We start from the raw sequence: 15,296 nt of genomic DNA on the forward strand, positions 1-15,296 counted from the left end.
TCAGCCTTTCGCGCGGGCGGCCAGCGCCGTGTCCAGCTGCGCCAGCACGCGCACGCAGGTGTCGATGTCGGCCTGGGGAATGCCGGCGAAGAGCTCGCGCCGGAACGGCAGCAGCAATTCCTCCAGCTGGGCCGCGCAGTCGCGGCCCGCGGCCGTCAGGTGCAGGGTCTTGGCGCGCCGGTCGGCGGGATCGTCCTGCCGCAGCACGAGGCCGGCGGCCACCAGCTGGTCGATGATGCGCACCAGCGAGGGCGGCTCCACGCCCAGGGCCTCGGCCACCGCCCCGGGCCGGACACCGTCGCCCAGGCGCCCGATCATCACGACCGGCCAGCCGCTGGCGTGCGACAGCGCGAAGTTGTTGGCCACGCGGTCGGCCGCCGACTTGTACGCCCGCGCCGCGTGGATCAGCGTGTGGGTGAGGGACATCAAAGACTTGTCGAGGTCAGTCTTGTCGAGGTCGGTCATGGCGGGCACCATATTTGATTAGGATGAAAAAGTTTAGCATCCTAAGCATATCGCTGCAACTAGTTGCTGAGTTGCAAGCGCGCATCGGGCGATCCGGGCCCGTGCTAGCCTCGCTTGCATTGACGACAACTCACAGGAGCGATGATGAAGCGAACGGATTTGCGTGTGGTGATCACCGGCGCGTCGAGCGGCATTGGCGCCGCCACGGCGGTCGCCTTCGCCCGGCAGGGTGCCCGGCTGGTGCTCGGCGCCCGGGGCAGGGAGGGCCTCGAGGATATCGCCCAGCGCTGCCGCATGGCAGGCGGCCAGGCGGAAGTGCTCACCGTCGACGTGACGGATGCGGACGAGGTCGTGCATTTTGCCGCCCAGGCCCGCCGCGCACTGGGCGGCATCGACCTGTGGTTCAGCGACGTGGGCACCGGCGTGGTCGGCAAGTATGTGGACGTGCCGCTGGCCGACCACCGCCGCGTGGTGGAAACCAATCTCCTCAGCCACATGTACGATGCGCACGCCGTGCTGCCGGTCTTCCTCGACCAGGGCCACGGCATCTGGGTGAACATGATCTCGGCGGGCGGCTACGTCACTTCGCCCTATGCGGCGGCCTACGCGGCCAGCAAGTTCGGCCTGCGCGGCTTTTCGGAGGCCCTGCGCGCGGAACTACAGGACCACCCGGACATCCACGTGTGCAATGTGTTCCCCACCTTCGTCGATACGCCGGCCGTCTACCACGCCGGCAATTACACAGGTGCCAGGCTCACGTATCCGCCCGGCGTGCTGGCGCCGGAAACGGTAGCCGACGCCATCGTCAAGCTGGCGCGGCGCCCGCGCCCCAAGACCGTGATCGGCGTGCCATCCATCCTGCTCACGCTGGGCGAGCTGGCGCAACCCGTGGGGGCGGCGCTGATGAACCGCTTCATGGATACGTGGTCGCGCCGCGCCGAACGGGTGCCCGAGACGACCGGCACCATGTACGAACCGGCCAGCGGCATCAGCGGCATCCATGGCGGGCAGCGACGGCCGCCGGGGCAGCAGCGCAATACGGCGCTGCTCGTGGGGGCCGCGGTCGTCGGCGCGGCGATCGGCGCGCAGCTGCTGCGCAAGCGTTCCTGAGACGGGGCTTGCAACGGGCCTGGCGGGCGTAAAAAAGCCGGTGGCAGGCATCACGCCCGCCACCGGCCGGTGCCGGCATTGGCTGGTGGTCAGCCCAGCGGATTGATCACGAACGCCGGCATCTGCGCTTTCTCGGTCGCGCATTCGAGGAACTTGTCGGCCGTCTTCAGCGCCTCGTCGATGGTCACGTCCATGTCGAGGTAGCGGTAGGTGCCGAGGCGGCCGATGAAGGTCACGTTCGGTTCGTCATTGGCCAGGCGCACGTATTTTTCCAGCTGCACCTTGTCGCGCGCCAGGCGGATCGGGTAGTACGGCGTATCCTTTTCCTCGCACTGGCGGCTGTACTCGAAGTAGCACACCGTGCCTTCATGCTGCTCCCATGGCGAGAAATGCTTGTGCTCCGTGATGCGCGTGTAGCGCTGCGCGTCGTCGCAGTAGTTGATCACGGCATTGCCCTGGTAGTCGCCCTGGTCGCGATGCACTTCGAAGTCCAGCGTACGGTAGGGCAGGCGGCCTTCGCGATGGCCGAACCACGCGTCGATCGGGCCGCTGTAGAACACGTGGTCGTAGTCGGACTTCTGTTCCGGCTTGAACGGCGTGTTCAGGTGCACCTTGATGCCCGGCACGGCGAGGATCTTTTCCACGATGGCCGTGTAGCCATCCTTCGGCATGCCCTGGTACTTGTGGCTGAAGTAGTTGTCGTCGTAATTGAAGCGCACGGGCAGGCGTTTCAGGATGCTGGCCGGCAGCTCCGTGGGCTGCAGGCCCCATTGCTTGACCGTGTACGTCTTGAAGAACGCTTCATACAGTTCCTTGCCCACGAAGCGCAGCGCCTGGTCTTCGAACGTGACGGGATTCTCGATCGACTTGTCGCCCAGCGAGGCAAGAAAGGCCTGCGCTTCTGCGGGACGGAAGGTCTTGTTGAAGAACTGGTTGATCGTCAGCAGGTTGATCGGCAGCGTGTACACGCGGTTGTTCGTGATCGCCTTCACGCGGTTCACGTAAGGCTTGAATTCGGAAAATTCGTTCACGAACTTCCACACGCGCTCGTTATCGGTGTGGAAGATGTGCGGGCCGTAGATATGCACCATCACATTGGTCTCGGCGTCGCGCTCGGAATGGCAGTTGCCCGCGATATGCGATCGTGACTCGAACACTTCGACTTGGTGGCCCGCTTTCGCGAGCTGGTGCGCGATTACCGCGCCGGAGAAGCCTGCCCCGACAATAGCTATGTTCTTTGTCATCACGTTCACTCTGGTAATTGGTTGATCTGCATTTGGATGCTTTTATAGGTGCCTTGCTTGCATTCTCCCGCGGCTCCGGAACCGGTGGATGTGGCGAGATTACCATGTAAAAAAAACAAGCGTTGCACGGTTTGTGCGCGTGGTTCCGCTGCAGCGTACGCCGCGCACATCCAAGTCCGCGGCATTGGCCCGTGATGTGCCCGATTCGACGGACGGTATCGGCAACCGGCGCGAGCCGTGCCGATCGTGTCCGGCCGGCCTCAGGGAACGATCGTGACGAACAGGTAGACCGCGCAGATCACCACGTGCACCATGCCCTGCATGATCGTGGTGCGGCCGTTGCCCAGCGAGATCGTGGCGACGATGATCGACAGCAGGAGCAGCACGGCCGACTTGGCGTCGATGCCCAGCGACAGCGTCCAGCCATTGGCCAGCGACACGATGGCCACGGCGGGAATCGTCAGGCCGATGCTGGCCAGCGCCGAGCCGAGCGCCAGGTTCAGGCTCGTTTGCAGGCGGTTCGCGCGCGCCGCCTGGTAGGCGGCAATTCCCTCCGGCAGGAGGACCACGGCGGCGATGATGATGCCCACCAGTGCCTTGGGCGCGCCCAGCGCCAGCACGGCCGCCTCCAGCGGCGGCGACAGCGATTTCGCCAGCAGCACCACGCTGCCCAGGCAGGCCAGCAGCAGGGCGCCGCTCCACAGCGTGACCTTCAGCGACGGCGGGGCCGCATGCACCGCCTCGTCGCCGGCCGAAACCTCGGGCAGGAAGTAATCGCGGTGGCGCACCGTCTGCACCAGCACGAAGGTGCCGTACAGGACCAGCGACACGACGGCGATGAAGACCAGCTGGCTGTTGCTGTAGTAGGGGCCCGGCGTGGTCGTCGTGTAGTTCGGCAGCACCATCGTCAGCACGGCGATGGCCGACAGCGTGGCCAGCGCGGCGGAGACGCCGCCCTGCGTGAAGCGCTGCTCGCCATGCCGCCGCCCGCCGGCCAGCAGGCAGATGCCGACCATGCCGTTCAGGATCAGCATCACGGCCGCGTATACGGTATCGCGCGCCAGGCCCGTGGTGGTTTCGCCGCCAGCCACCATCAGCGACACGATCAGCGCCACCTCGATCGACGTCACCGCCACCGCCAGCACCAGCGTGCCGTACGGCTCGCCGATCTTGTGCGCGACGACCTCCGCGTGGAACACGGCGGCCAGCACGCCGGCGAACAGGCCGGCCGCCAGTAGCGCGATGTAGGCGCCGCCCAGCGTCTCGCCGAGTCCGACGGCCTTCCCGGCCAGCAGCAGCCAGGCGACGATGGGCGCGGCGATCGTCCATGTGGGGAGTGAGTTCGATATTTTCATGGCGCGTTTCCGTGATGGTGACGGCGGGAGTGTACACGCCCATGCATTCAATACGGTTGGGGTCGCGGCCACTGGGGCACGCCCGGAAGCACAACCTGGGGCTGACGACGGCCTTGCAATCACAACGCTGTCGCTTGAATGCGTGGGCAATCGGTCACGGCGTTGAGCGTCGCGACGATGTACCAAAAAACACGTTGACGGTACAGAATATATTTAATACATTGTTGTGAAAGCAATCGTGAAAACAATCCCGAGGAGACCGCGCATGCCCTCGCAAGCCGCCGCGCCGCAGTTGCTGTTGATGTCGCCCGAAGACAATTGCCTGATCGCCCGCATGCCGCTGTCGGCCGGCGAGCTGGTCGATATCGACGGCACGCAAGTGACCCTGCCCGCGGCCGTACCGCTCGGCTACAAGGTGGCCCGCGTGCCGCTGGCTCCTGGCGACAAGGTGCTGCGCTACGGCGCGCCGATCGGCAGCGTGACGGCGCCGGTGGCGCGGGGCGCGGTCCTGCACATCCACAACCTCGCCAGCGACTACATGCCGACGCATACGCTGGGAGACGACAGCCAATCCTTCATCGGGAGCAGCCATTGATGGACCATTCGAACCTGCCGGCGCTGGCCGGTTACCTGCGCAGCGATGGCCGCAAGGGCATTCGCAACGTGGTCGTGGTCGTGTACACCGTCGAGTGCGCGCACCACGTGGCGCGCCTCGTCGTGAACGCCTTTCCCGGCCAGCCGGTGCACCTGATCGGTTTTCCCGGCTGCTACCCGAACGATTACGCGGACCGCATCATGAAACGCCTGGTCACGCACCCGAACGTCGGCGCGGCGCTGATCGTGTCGCTGGGCTGCGAGAGCTTCAATCGCCGCGGCCTGGAGGAGACCGTGCTTGCCAGCGGCAGGCCGGTGCACACGATCACGATCCAGGAAAACCGCGGCACGCGCACCAGCGTGGCGGACGGCATCGAATGGGTGCGCTGGGCCGTCGATGCACTGGCCGCGCAGCCGCGCGTGCCAATGCGCATGGACGAGCTGGTGGTCGCCACGATCTGCGGCGGCTCCGACAGTACCAGCGGCATCACGGCCAATCCCGCCGTGGGTGTGGCGTTCGACAGGCTGGTCGACGCGGGCGCCACCTGCATCTTCGAGGAGACGGGCGAGCTGGTGGGCTGCGAGTTCCACATGAAGCGCCGCGCCGCCACGCCCGAGCTGGGCGATGCGATCGTGCGCTGCGTGGAGAAGGCGGCGCGCTACTACACGGTGCTGGGCCATGGCAGCTTCGCCCCCGGCAACGCCGATGGCGGGCTGACGACGCAGGAAGAAAAATCGCTGGGCGCCTATGCGAAGAGCGGGGCCTCGCCGATCGCCGGCATCCTGAAGCCGGGCGACCAGCCGGCCACCGGCGGGCTGTACCTGCTGGACGTGGTGCCCGACGGCGAGGTGCGCTTCGGCTTCCCGAACATCTCGGACAATGCGGAGATCGTCGAACTGCTGTCCTGCGGCGCGCACCTCACGCTGTTCACCACCGGGCGCGGCTCGGTGGTCGGCTCGGCGATCGCTCCCGTCATCAAGGTGTGCGCCAACCCCGCCACCTACGAGCGGCTGGCCGAGGACATGGACGTGAACGCCGGCCGTATCCTGGCCGGCCAGGCATCGCTGCGGGAAGTCGGGGACGAGATCGTCGGCCTCGTGGCGCGCGTGGCGAACGGCGAGGAGACCTGTTCCGAGGCGCTGGGCCACCAGGAATTCATCCTCACGTATAAACAGTTCGAGCCGTCCGGGCCGGGCTGCTTCCCGTTGAGGGCCGCATGATGAAGGCCCATGACACGCGGGGCATCGGCCGGGGCGGAGAAGATGCGCGCCGTCCGGCGCGCGTGGCCGTGGGCTGCATGGGCCTCGGCTGCGCCCAGCTGGGCGGCCTGTACGAACCGATGGACGAGGAGCAGGCATGGGCGATCGTCGAGACGGCGTGGGACCTCGGCATCCGATACTTCGACACGGCACCGTACTACGGCTTCACGCTGTCCGAGCACCGGCTGGGTGCAGCCCTGCGGCATCGCCCGCGCGGCGACTACATGATCAGCACGAAGGTCGGGCGGCTGATGCGGCCCGATGCGTCCGTGCGGCCGGGCGAATGCGGCTGGGGCGCGCCGCTGCCGTTCCGCCCGCATTTCGATTACTCGTATGAAGGCGTGCTGCGCTCGCACGAGGACAGCCTGCAGCGCCTTGCGCTGGACCGCGTCGATATCCTGTATGTCCACGATATCGGCCGCCAGACGCACGGCAGGGCGCATGAGCTGTACTGGGATCAGTTGACCCGCGGCGGCGGCTTCCGCGCGCTGGTCAAGCTGCGCGACGAAGGCAGCATCCGGGCCTTCGGCCTGGGCGTGAACGAATGGGAAGTGGTGGCGGACGCCATCGACGTGTGCGACATCGATTGCGCGCTGCTTGCCGGCCGCTACACGCTCCTGGAACAGGCGGCGCTGGAACCGCTGCTGGACCGCTGCGCCGGGCGGGGCATCGGCATCGTGATCGGGGGGCCGTTCAATTCCGGCATCCTGGCCGGCACGCGCAAGTTCAATTACGAGGATGCACCCGCCGACGTTGTCGCCCGCGTCGAGGCGATCGCGGCGATTTGCCGGGATGCCGGCGTGCCGGTGCAGGCCGCCGCGCTGCAATTCCCGATGGCGCACCCGGCCGTGGTGTCGTGCGTCCCGGGCGCGCAGAGCCCGGAGCAGCTGCGGCAGAACGCGGCGTGGTTCGGGCAGCCGATCCCGAGCGACGTCTGGCGCGCGCTGGCGCAGGCGGGGCTGATCGATGCTCGCGCGCCGATGCCTTTGTAAACCCAAAGCGATGCGATTGGTTTATCAGACAGATTTGTTCGGACATTAACCCCAAGGAATCCCATGAAATTGCTCCGCTACGGCCCGAAGGGCGATGAAAAACCCGGCCTGCTCGACCCCGAAGGCCGCATTCGCGACCTGTCCGGCTACATCCCCGACGTGGAAGCGGCCTACCTGGGCAGGGAATCGCTGGCGCGCCTCAGGGCAATCGACTGGCGCACCTTGCCCGTGGCCGCGGCGAGCCGGCTGGCGCCCGTCGTCGCCGATACGGGCAAGCTCATTTGCGTGGGCTTGAACTACTCGGACCACGCGGCCGAATCCGGCATGGCGGTGCCGGGCGAGCCGGTACTGTTCATGAAGGCCACCAGCGCGATCATTGGCCCGAACGACGCGGTGGTGCTGCCGCGCGGTTCCGTGAAGAGCGACTGGGAAGTGGAACTGGGCGTCGTGATCGGCACCCGGGCGCGCTACGTGGACGAAGCGAAGGCGCTCGATTACGTGGCCGGCTACTGCGTCGTCAACGACCTGTCGGAGCGCGAGTACCAGCTGGAGCGGGGCGGCCAGTGGGACAAGGGCAAGGGTTGCGACACGTTCGGCCCCGTCGGCCCGTGGCTGGTAACCACCGACGAGGTGCCGGACCCGCAGGACCTGGACCTGTGGCTGGAAGTGAACGGCAAGCGCTACCAGCAGGGCAGCACGCGCACGATGGTGTTTACGGTCGCGCAGCTGGTCAGCTACATCAGCCGCTTCATGACCCTGCATCCGGGGGATATCATCAGCACCGGCACGCCGCCGGGCGTGGGCCTCGGCCAGAAGCCCGAACCCGTGTACCTGCGCCCCGGCGACACGATGCGCCTGGGGATCACCGGCCTGGGCGAGCAGCGCCAGGCGGTGCATGCCTGGAACGAGGAGCTGATCGACGATTAAAGGGGCCCGCCGCCGCGCCGGTGCCGGCGTGGCGGCGTGGCGGCGGTCGAGCCAGTGTGTGCCGACCGATTGTACTGACCGACAAGAGCCGCGCAATGTACGGGGCTCCTACTGGAGACGTTAGACATGACCCTACCGACCGCCCGGCGTTCCAGGTTCGCCTTCACGATGCTGACCTCGCTGTTCTTCCTGTGGGGCTTCGTCCATAACCTCGACCCGATCCTCATTCCGCACCTGCGGCGTTCGTTCAGCCTGACCGTGCTGCAGGCGGCACTGGTGGATTCGGCCGTGTACATCGCCTATTTCGTGATGGCGCTGCCGGCGGGCCTGCTGATCCGCCGCGCCGGCTACCGGTGCACCATCATCGCCGGCCTGGGCCTGTTCGGCATCGGCTCGCTGCTGTTCCTGCCCGCGGCCGACACGCACCGCTACACGGTCTTCCTGGCCGCGCTGTTCATCATCGCCTGCGGCCTCACGCTGCTGGAGACGGCCGCCAATCCCTATGCGGCGCTGCTGGGCCGACCGGAACGGGCCACGCAGCGCCTGAACCTGGCGCAGTCGTTCAATGGGCTCGCGGCCGCCATCGCGCCCATCGTCGGCGCCCGGCTGATCCTCGTGCAGGGGCCGACGGACCAGCAATTGCAGGCGATGACGGCAAGCGCCCGGCAAGCCGCGCTGGCGGCGGAAGCGGCCAGCGTCAAGGGCCCCTACCTGGTGCTGGGCCTCGTGATCTTCGCCATCGCCATCGTGTTCTGGTTCATCCGCCTGCCCGAGCCGGAGAGAAAGGGAGGCGAACCCGGCGCCGATGGCGCCGCCGCCTCCGCCAGCACCGCCATCGGCCTCGCCTGGGCCCACGCGCCGATCCGCCGCGCCGTCATCGCGCAGTTTTTCTATGTCGGCGCCCAGGTGTGCGTGTTCAGCTTCTTCATCCTGTTCGCCGCCAGCGCCGCCGGCCTGTCGCATATCGCCGCCGCCGACTACCTGGGCTGGGGGTGCGGCGTGGCCTTCGTGGCCGGCCGCTTCGCCGGCACCTGCGCGATGAAGTACGTGGCGCCGGCCCGGCTGCTGCTCGGCTACGCGTTGATCTGCGCGCTGCTGTCGGTGGTGACGATGTTCGCCAGCGGCATGGCGTGCGTGGCGGCGGTGATCGGCATCGTGTTCTTCATGTCGATCATGTTCCCCACCATTTTCTCGCTCGGCATCCAGGGAGCGGGGGCGAACACGGAAATGGGCAGCAGCCTGATCATCATGGCCATCGTCGGCGGCGCGCTGCTGCCGCTGGCGTTCGGTTTCGTCAGCGATATCACACACAGCATCCAGCTCGCTTATGTGGTGCCGCTGGCGTGCTTCCTCGTCGTCGCCTGGTTCGCCCGCACCGCCCTCGCGCGCGAACGGAACGCGGCCCCGGTTTCCCCTCTCACGAATGGAGCGCTGAAACGTGTTTGAACTGAACGATAAAAAGGCCGTCGTCACGGGCGCCGGCAGCGGCATCGGCAAGTCCATCGCGAAGCTGTTCGCCGCGCGCGGCGCGGCCGTCCACGTACTCGATGTGGGCGAGGGTGCCGCCCGCGAGACGGCGCAGGAGATCCGCCGCGATGGCGGCACGGCGTTCGTCCACAGCTGCAACGTGGCGGCGCAGGCCGAGGTGCTGGCCACTTTCGCCGGGATCGGCCCGCTCGACATCCTCGTCAACAATGCCGGCATCGCGCACATCGGCAAGGCCGACACCACGGCGGAGGCCGACTTCGACCGGGTGATGGCCGTGAACGTGAAGGGCGTCTACAACTGCCTGCACGCGGCCATTCCGCAGTTGCGCGCGAACGGCGGTGGAGCGATCCTGAACATGGCGTCCGTCGCCGCCCGGGTGGGCGTGGCCGAGCGCTTTGCCTACTCGGCCGCGAAAGGGGCGGTGATGGCGATGACCTTGTCGGTGGCCAAGGACTATCTGCAGGACCGTATCCGCTGCAATTCGATTTCGCCGGGGCGCGTGCACACCCCGTTCGTGGACGGCTTCCTGTCGAAAAACTATCCGGGCCGGGAGGCCGAGATGTTCGAAAAACTGTCGCGCACCCAGCCCATCGGCCGCATGGCGAGGCCGGACGAGGTGGCGGCGCTGGCGCTGTACCTGTGCAGCGACGAGGCCGGGTTCATCACGGGCACGGACTATCCGATCGACGGGGGCTTCATCACCCTGAATACGTAAAGGCCTGGATGCGTGGGATGGCAGGCTGCCGCCTCGCGCGCAGGCCGGCTCCGGCACGCGCGGATTGACAGCGGGTTATTGCAGAAAGATAATTATCAGTTCAGCCAGCCCAGGATTCCCGCCAGCCGACAACCCGACGATCCCCACCGCCCACGCCGGGATCGGCGCGACGGCTTCATGCCCCGCGCGTCAGCCGAAGGAATCGCATGCAGTCCCACTTCCCGCCGCGGCGGCTCGCCGCCATGCTCGCGGCCGTACTCCCCGCCGTCGCCGCCCCGGCGGCCTTTGCCCAGTCGGCACCCGAACCGGAGACGGTCGTCGTTTCCGCCACCCGGTCCAATCTCACCGCCGACGATGCACCGCAAACGGTGCTCGTGATCGGCAAGGAAGACATCGCCCGGCAACTGGCCATTTCCGGCAACTCGTCCGACGTGCTGGCCAGCCTGCTGCCATCGTTTGCCCCCAGCCGCGGCAAGATGACGGGTAGCGCCGAGACGCTGCGCGGGCGCACGCCGCTGATCCTCGTCGACGGCGTGCCGCAATCGAACCCGCTGCGGCCGACCGGACGCGAGGCGCACACGATCGACTACGCGCTGGTCGAGCGCATCGAAGTGATCCAGGGCGCCAATGCCGTCAACGGCCTGGGCGCCACGGGCGGCACGATCAACATCATCACGCGCCGGCCCGGCAGGAATTCCCTGAGCCAGTCGCTCGAAGTGCAGACGACGCTGCCGACGGCGGACGTGGGCAGCGACACGGCCAGCTACAAGGCCGCCTACCGCCTGGAAGGCCGCGGCGACGCCTTCGATTACCTGTTCGCCGTCAGCTACGAGGACCAGGGCCTGCACCTGGACGGGGATGGGCGGCCGCTCGGCACCGACAACACCCAGGGCGACCTGATGGATTCGCGCGCCTACGACGTGCTGGCCAAGGTGGGCTACGACATCGATGCCGACCAGCGGCTGCAACTATCCGTCAACCGTTACCGGCTGAAATCGAAGGCGGGCTATCTGGCCGTGGCGGGCGACCGCGCGCGGGGCATTCCGACGGTATCGGTGGAAGGCGACCCCCCGGGCACGCCGCCCTGGAACGATGTGTGGACGACGGCGCTGACCTACCGCCACGCCAGCCTGGCCGGCATGGACCTGTCGGCGATGGTGTTCAACCAGGAATTCGAGGGCCTGTTCGGCGCCGACAACTCCGCCACCTTCCAGGACCCGCTGATCGCCCCGGTCGGCACCCTGTACGACCAGTCGCGCATCGCAGCCTCCAAGTACGGCAGCAAGGTGGGCCTGACGAAATCGGACCTGCTCGACGGCCGCCTGAAGCTGACCGGCGGCTTCGACACGCTGTACGACAAGGGCAGGCAGGACCTGTACGGCACCGGCCGCACCTATGTGCCGGAATCGGCATTCCGCAACCTGTCGCTGTTCCTGCAGGGCGAGGCGCAGGTGACCGGTGCGCTGACCTTGCATGCCGGCGTGCGCCGCGAAAAGTCCGACGTGCGGATCGACAGCTATACCACGCTGGCCTCGTTCCGCCGCGTGGCCGTGGAGGGCGGCAAGCTCGATTTCAACGAAACGCTGAGGAATGCCGGCCTGGTGTTCAAGCCGCTGCGCCAGGTGAGCCTGTTCTCCAGCTATTCGGAAGGCTTCGGCATGCCGGACATCGGCCGCGTGCTCCGCTCGATCAACACGCCGGGCGTGAGCGTGTCCCGCATGCGCGACCTGCAACCGATTCTTACGCGCAGCGCCGAGGCGGGCATCCGCGTGCGCGAAGGCGCGTGGGACCTCGATGCGAGCTGGTTCCGCTCCCGCTCCGACCTGGGCGCGCGCGTGGCCACCGTCAACGGCGCTTTCGTGATGGCGCGCGAAAAGACCCGCATCGACGGCTTCGATGGCGCCGTGTCGTACCGCTTCGACCGTGCGCACAAGGCGCGGCTGGCGTATGCGCGCACCAATGGCCGCTACGACAGCAATGCCGACGGTACGCTGGATGCCAAGCTCGACGGCCTCAACGTGGCGCCGGACCGCGTGATCGCCAGCTGGACGGCGGACTGGAACGACAGGCTGTCCTCGTTCGTGCAGGCGCAGCATGCGTTCAGCGACACGTTCGACGACCCGGCGATGAACTTCGGCGGCTATACGCTGGTCGACGCCAGCGCAGCCTGGAAGCTGCCGAAGGGCGAGCTGCGCCTGTCCGTGGCCAATGTGTTCGACCGCATGTACATCACGTATTTCTCGCAAAGCGCGCTGGTGGAACCGAAGCGCTACTTCGCAGGCCGGGGGCGCACCGTGAGCCTGGGGTATGCGGTTCGCTTCTGACGCGGCAAGGCTGGTGCTGCGCATCGCCGGCGCCGTCGGCGGCGGCTATGCGTGCACCGCGCTGGCCGTGACGGTGGGCGCGGCGCTGCTGGCCCGCGCCGGCATGGCCCGCTCCGAAGCGGTCGTGCTGATGGCGATGCTGGGCTTTCCGATTTATCTCGGCGTGCTGCTGTGGGGCTTTGCGGTGCGCCGCGTGCGCGCGCTGTGGCTGGTGCTGGGCGCGGCGGCCGGCGTGCTCGCGCTGTTCCAGACCTTGCTGGGCTGACCGATGGATGCGACGTTCCGCAAGTCGATGGCACTGCTGCACACCTGGGCCGGGCTGGCCGTGGGTGCCGTGCTGTTCGCCGTGTTCTGGACCGGCGCCCTGATCCTGTTCCGGGCCGAAATCGACCAGTGGATGATGCCGGAAACGCGGCTCGCGCAGCCCGCCGCGCCGCCGTCTCTCGACCGCGCTGCCGAACTGGTGCTGCCGCTGCTGCCTGAAGGCGCCACCCAATGGCGCATCGACCTGCCCACGAGCCGCACGCCCGTGGCGGCGTTCAGCTGGAAGCTGCCCGACGGCACGGAGGGGGTGCGGCTGTTCGATCCGGTCGCGTACCGAGTGCTGGCGGAGCAGGGCACCGATGGCGCTTCCGGCTTCCTGGTGCCGCTGCACTACAGCCTGCACGTCACCTGGTACGACGCCGGCAAGTGGCTCGTGGGCCTGGCCGGCATGGCCATGCTGGCGTTGCTGGTGACCGGCATCGTCATCCACAGGAAACTCATCGCGCAGTTCTTCACGTTCCGGCCCCGCAAGCGGCTGCCGCGCAGCGCGCTGGACCTGCACAACCTGGCGGGCGTGGTGCTGCTGCCGTTCCACCTGATGCTGGCGCTGTCCGGCCTCGTCATCTTCATTACCGTGTTTTTCCCGCAAGCCCATGTGGGTACCTATGGCGGCGGCGCCAAGGCCAAAGCGGCCTTCATGGCCGACGCGTATGGGCGCTACACGCGCAAGAAGGGCGGGGAGCCTGCCGCGCCGGCGTCGCTGGATGCGATGCGGCGGGAGGCCGAACGGCTGTGGGGCGGCGGCCAGCCGTATTTTGTGCGCGCCTGGCAACCGGGGGATGCCGCCGGTGTCGTCGAGTTCCGCCGTTCCTATGCGCGCGCGGTGACGATGAACCTGGACCAGCTGTATTTCGACGCCGCCACCGGCAAGCTGCTGCGCCGCTTCGAGGCCGGGCCCGTCATGACGGCGCAGCGCGTGTTCTCCGGCGTGCACTTCGCCCGCTTCGACCACGGCACCTTGCGTGGCCTGTACTTTGCCGGCGGCCTGGGCGGCTGCGTGCTGATCGCGACCGGCTTCCTGTTCTGGCTGGAGGCACGGCGCACCCGGCATGCCAGGCAGGGACTGCACGGCGTGCGCGTGGTGGAAGCGCTGGCGGTGGGCGGCATGACGGGCATCGTCCTTGCCACGCTGGCGTATCTGCTGGCGAACCGGCTGCTGCCGGCCGATGCCGGGCTGCCCGGCTGGGACCGCGCGGCGCTGGAACGGGGAACGTTCTGGGCCGCGTGGCTGGCAGCGTGCGCGCATGCGTGGTTGCGCCGCACGGCCGCGTGGCACGGCCAATTGCGGGCGATCGCGGCGCTCGGGCTGGCGGCGATGCTGCTCAACTGGTTCACGACGGGCGGCAGCCTGTTGCCCGACGTGCTGGGCGTGGACCTCGGCTTGCTGGCGTTCGCGGCGGCCGCCTGGTACGCCGCACGCCGGCTTGGCGCGCATCGTGCGGAAAACACCGGTGCTTGAGCTCCTTGCGACGGTGGTTGCCGTGTCGATGTGCTGGACCGGATTCGGCCTGCTGGCGCTCTCGCAGCGCGAACACTGGACCGTGTCCGCCGCCGAACTGGCCTATCCCTCGCGGCGCCGGGTGCGCGGCGTCCGCTTCCTTGGCGCACTGCTGCTTGCCGGCGCGCTCGCGCCGTGCGTGGCCGCGCATGGCGCCGGCTTCGGCCTGCTGCTGTGGATGCTGCTGCTGGCAGCCAGTGCCGCCGCCGTGGCATTTACCCTCGCCTGGCGCCCGCGCTGGCTGGCGCTGCTGGCCTTTCTTATGTGTGATTTCGTATAGCCGCTGGCAACGAGGGGACGCACGGTAACCGACGCGACGCCCGTGCTTCACTTGTAATGAGAATCATTCGCATCTACAATGCGACTGGTATCTCAGCCAGGTTTCAAGAAAGGATCACACGATGCAGGTTGCCGACGACCAGCTGCTCCACGAATATGCCGCATTGCTGCGTGCCCACGGCGAAGCGCAGGCGCGCTGCTCGGAACTGATCCGGGCCCAGGCGCTGGAGATCGCCCGGCTGGAGGCGCAGGCCATGCGCTTGCGGGCCGAAGTCGTGAAGCGGGACACGGCGCTGGCGCTGGCGAAGGAAGACCGCGCGGCGCTGGAGCTGGCCGTTCCCGGCCTGCCGAAGCGCGTGGCGCTGGCCCGGCAGGTCGAGGCCCTGCAGGCGCGCGTGCGCGAGCTGATGGACCAATTGCAGCGGCGCGAGCGGCAGCCGCAGCCCGCCGTTGCGCCGGACCGGTTGCCGTCGCCGGCCGCGGAGCTCGGCAACCTCGAAGCAGACCTCGCGGCGGCCGACCTGGTGATCTGCCAGACCGGCTGCATGAGCCATGGCGCGTACTGGCGTGTGCAGGACCATTGCAAGCGCACCGGCAAGGCCTGCGTGCTGGTCGAAAACGCCGCTGCGCTGCACATCGTACGCATCCAGCGCGGCGGGGAAGGCGAGGCCGCGCTGGTCGCCTCGCAGCAGGAGTGATCGCGTGGCAGTGACACACTGTC

General features: G+C 67.8%; 15 protein-coding genes. 12 read left to right on the forward strand and 3 right to left on the reverse strand.

Annotation, left to right across the window (positions count from 1 at the left end; all coding sequences use genetic code 11):
• Entirely contained in the window at nucleotides 1-465 is a 465-nt protein-coding gene (locus V6Z91_RS20125) for a MarR family transcriptional regulator (RefSeq protein WP_338760248.1), read from the reverse strand.
• A gap of 141 nt (nucleotides 466-606) precedes the next feature.
• Between V6Z91_RS20125 and V6Z91_RS20130 the strand changes: the two genes are divergently transcribed.
• Nucleotides 607-1,575, forward strand: a complete 969-nt coding sequence (locus V6Z91_RS20130) for an SDR family oxidoreductase (protein ID WP_338760251.1) — start codon at nucleotides 607-609, stop codon at nucleotides 1,573-1,575.
• 89 nt (nucleotides 1,576-1,664) lie between these two features.
• On the opposite strand, the gene glf is transcribed toward V6Z91_RS20130, so the two are convergent.
• The gene (gene glf, locus V6Z91_RS20135) at nucleotides 1,665-2,819 is read right to left on the reverse strand and encodes a UDP-galactopyranose mutase (RefSeq protein WP_338760254.1); all 1,155 of its coding nucleotides are present in this window, start codon (nucleotides 2,817-2,819) and stop codon (nucleotides 1,665-1,667) included.
• 260 nt (nucleotides 2,820-3,079) lie between these two features.
• A complete protein-coding gene (locus V6Z91_RS20140) occupies nucleotides 3,080-4,174 on the reverse strand; it encodes an ionic transporter y4hA (protein WP_338760257.1) in 1,095 nt (364 codons plus the stop codon).
• 265 nt (nucleotides 4,175-4,439) lie between these two features.
• Here V6Z91_RS20140 and V6Z91_RS20145 point away from each other — a divergent pair, with 265 nt between their 5' ends.
• From V6Z91_RS20145 to V6Z91_RS20195, 11 genes are all read left to right on the forward strand, one after another.
• Nucleotides 4,440-4,769, forward strand: a complete 330-nt coding sequence (locus V6Z91_RS20145) for a UxaA family hydrolase (RefSeq protein ID WP_338760260.1) — start codon at nucleotides 4,440-4,442, stop codon at nucleotides 4,767-4,769.
• Entirely contained in the window at nucleotides 4,769-5,989 is a 1,221-nt protein-coding gene (locus V6Z91_RS20150; RefSeq protein WP_338760262.1) for a UxaA family hydrolase, read from the forward strand. Before V6Z91_RS20145 ends, V6Z91_RS20150 begins: the two co-directional genes overlap by 1 nt.
• Nucleotides 5,989-7,020 (forward strand): aldo/keto reductase, encoded by a 1,032-nt coding sequence (locus V6Z91_RS20155; protein ID WP_338771953.1) that lies wholly within the window; start codon nucleotides 5,989-5,991, stop codon nucleotides 7,018-7,020. The genes V6Z91_RS20150 and V6Z91_RS20155 overlap by 1 nt, the downstream gene beginning before the upstream one ends.
• Before the next feature lie 63 nt (nucleotides 7,021-7,083).
• Nucleotides 7,084-7,947, forward strand: a complete 864-nt coding sequence (locus V6Z91_RS20160) for a fumarylacetoacetate hydrolase family protein (RefSeq protein WP_338760264.1) — start codon at nucleotides 7,084-7,086, stop codon at nucleotides 7,945-7,947.
• A gap of 126 nt (nucleotides 7,948-8,073) precedes the next feature.
• Nucleotides 8,074-9,393 carry an L-fucose:H+ symporter permease gene (gene fucP, locus V6Z91_RS20165; RefSeq protein ID WP_338760266.1) on the forward strand — a complete coding sequence of 440 codons (1,320 nt, stop codon included), beginning with the start codon at nucleotides 8,074-8,076 and terminating at the stop codon, nucleotides 9,391-9,393.
• On the forward strand, nucleotides 9,386-10,150 hold the full coding sequence (locus tag V6Z91_RS20170) for a glucose 1-dehydrogenase (protein ID WP_338760269.1): 765 nt from the start codon (nucleotides 9,386-9,388) through the stop codon (nucleotides 10,148-10,150). Before fucP ends, V6Z91_RS20170 begins: the two co-directional genes overlap by 8 nt.
• A gap of 206 nt (nucleotides 10,151-10,356) precedes the next feature.
• Complete coding sequence (locus V6Z91_RS20175; protein ID WP_338760271.1) at nucleotides 10,357-12,474, forward strand: TonB-dependent receptor; 2,118 nt, start codon at nucleotides 10,357-10,359, stop codon at nucleotides 12,472-12,474.
• Nucleotides 12,458-12,739 carry a hypothetical protein gene (locus V6Z91_RS20180; RefSeq protein WP_338760273.1) on the forward strand — a complete coding sequence of 94 codons (282 nt, stop codon included), beginning with the start codon at nucleotides 12,458-12,460 and terminating at the stop codon, nucleotides 12,737-12,739. The genes V6Z91_RS20175 and V6Z91_RS20180 overlap by 17 nt, the downstream gene beginning before the upstream one ends.
• A gap of 3 nt (nucleotides 12,740-12,742) precedes the next feature.
• Nucleotides 12,743-14,257, forward strand: a complete 1,515-nt coding sequence (locus V6Z91_RS20185; protein ID WP_338760276.1) for a PepSY-associated TM helix domain-containing protein — start codon at nucleotides 12,743-12,745, stop codon at nucleotides 14,255-14,257.
• Nucleotides 14,250-14,576: a DUF3325 family protein gene (locus V6Z91_RS20190; RefSeq protein WP_338760279.1), complete on the forward strand. Its 327-nt coding sequence runs from the start codon at nucleotides 14,250-14,252 to the stop codon at nucleotides 14,574-14,576. Before V6Z91_RS20185 ends, V6Z91_RS20190 begins: the two co-directional genes overlap by 8 nt.
• Before the next feature lie 121 nt (nucleotides 14,577-14,697).
• Entirely contained in the window at nucleotides 14,698-15,273 is a 576-nt protein-coding gene (locus tag V6Z91_RS20195) for a DUF2325 domain-containing protein (protein WP_338760282.1), read from the forward strand.
• The last annotated feature ends 23 nt before the right edge of the window (nucleotides 15,274-15,296 follow it).

This window comes from Massilia sp. METH4, assembly GCF_037094685.1.
GTDB lineage: Bacteria > Pseudomonadota > Gammaproteobacteria > Burkholderiales > Burkholderiaceae_D > Rugamonas.

Excerpts from the sequence above, each read along its gene's own strand:
- V6Z91_RS20125 (WP_338760248.1), bottom strand. The coding sequence starts at position 465 with ATGACCGACCTCGACAAGACTGACCTCGACAAGTCTTTGATGTCCCTC.
- V6Z91_RS20130 (WP_338760251.1), top strand. The coding sequence starts at position 607 with ATGATGAAGCGAACGGATTTGCGTGTGGTGATCACCGGCGCGTCGAGC.
- glf (WP_338760254.1), bottom strand. The coding sequence starts at position 2,819 with ATGACAAAGAACATAGCTATTGTCGGGGCAGGCTTCTCCGGCGCGGTA.
- V6Z91_RS20140 (WP_338760257.1), bottom strand. The coding sequence starts at position 4,174 with ATGAAAATATCGAACTCACTCCCCACATGGACGATCGCCGCGCCCATC.
- V6Z91_RS20145 (WP_338760260.1), top strand. The coding sequence starts at position 4,440 with ATGCCCTCGCAAGCCGCCGCGCCGCAGTTGCTGTTGATGTCGCCCGAA.
- V6Z91_RS20150 (WP_338760262.1), top strand. The coding sequence starts at position 4,769 with ATGGACCATTCGAACCTGCCGGCGCTGGCCGGTTACCTGCGCAGCGAT.
- V6Z91_RS20155 (WP_338771953.1), top strand. The coding sequence starts at position 5,989 with ATGAAGGCCCATGACACGCGGGGCATCGGCCGGGGCGGAGAAGATGCG.
- V6Z91_RS20160 (WP_338760264.1), top strand. The coding sequence starts at position 7,084 with ATGAAATTGCTCCGCTACGGCCCGAAGGGCGATGAAAAACCCGGCCTG.
- fucP (WP_338760266.1), top strand. The coding sequence starts at position 8,074 with ATGACCCTACCGACCGCCCGGCGTTCCAGGTTCGCCTTCACGATGCTG.
- V6Z91_RS20175 (WP_338760271.1), top strand. The coding sequence starts at position 10,357 with ATGCAGTCCCACTTCCCGCCGCGGCGGCTCGCCGCCATGCTCGCGGCC.
- V6Z91_RS20180 (WP_338760273.1), top strand. The coding sequence starts at position 12,458 with ATGCGGTTCGCTTCTGACGCGGCAAGGCTGGTGCTGCGCATCGCCGGC.
- V6Z91_RS20185 (WP_338760276.1), top strand. The coding sequence starts at position 12,743 with ATGGATGCGACGTTCCGCAAGTCGATGGCACTGCTGCACACCTGGGCC.
- V6Z91_RS20195 (WP_338760282.1), top strand. The coding sequence starts at position 14,698 with ATGCAGGTTGCCGACGACCAGCTGCTCCACGAATATGCCGCATTGCTG.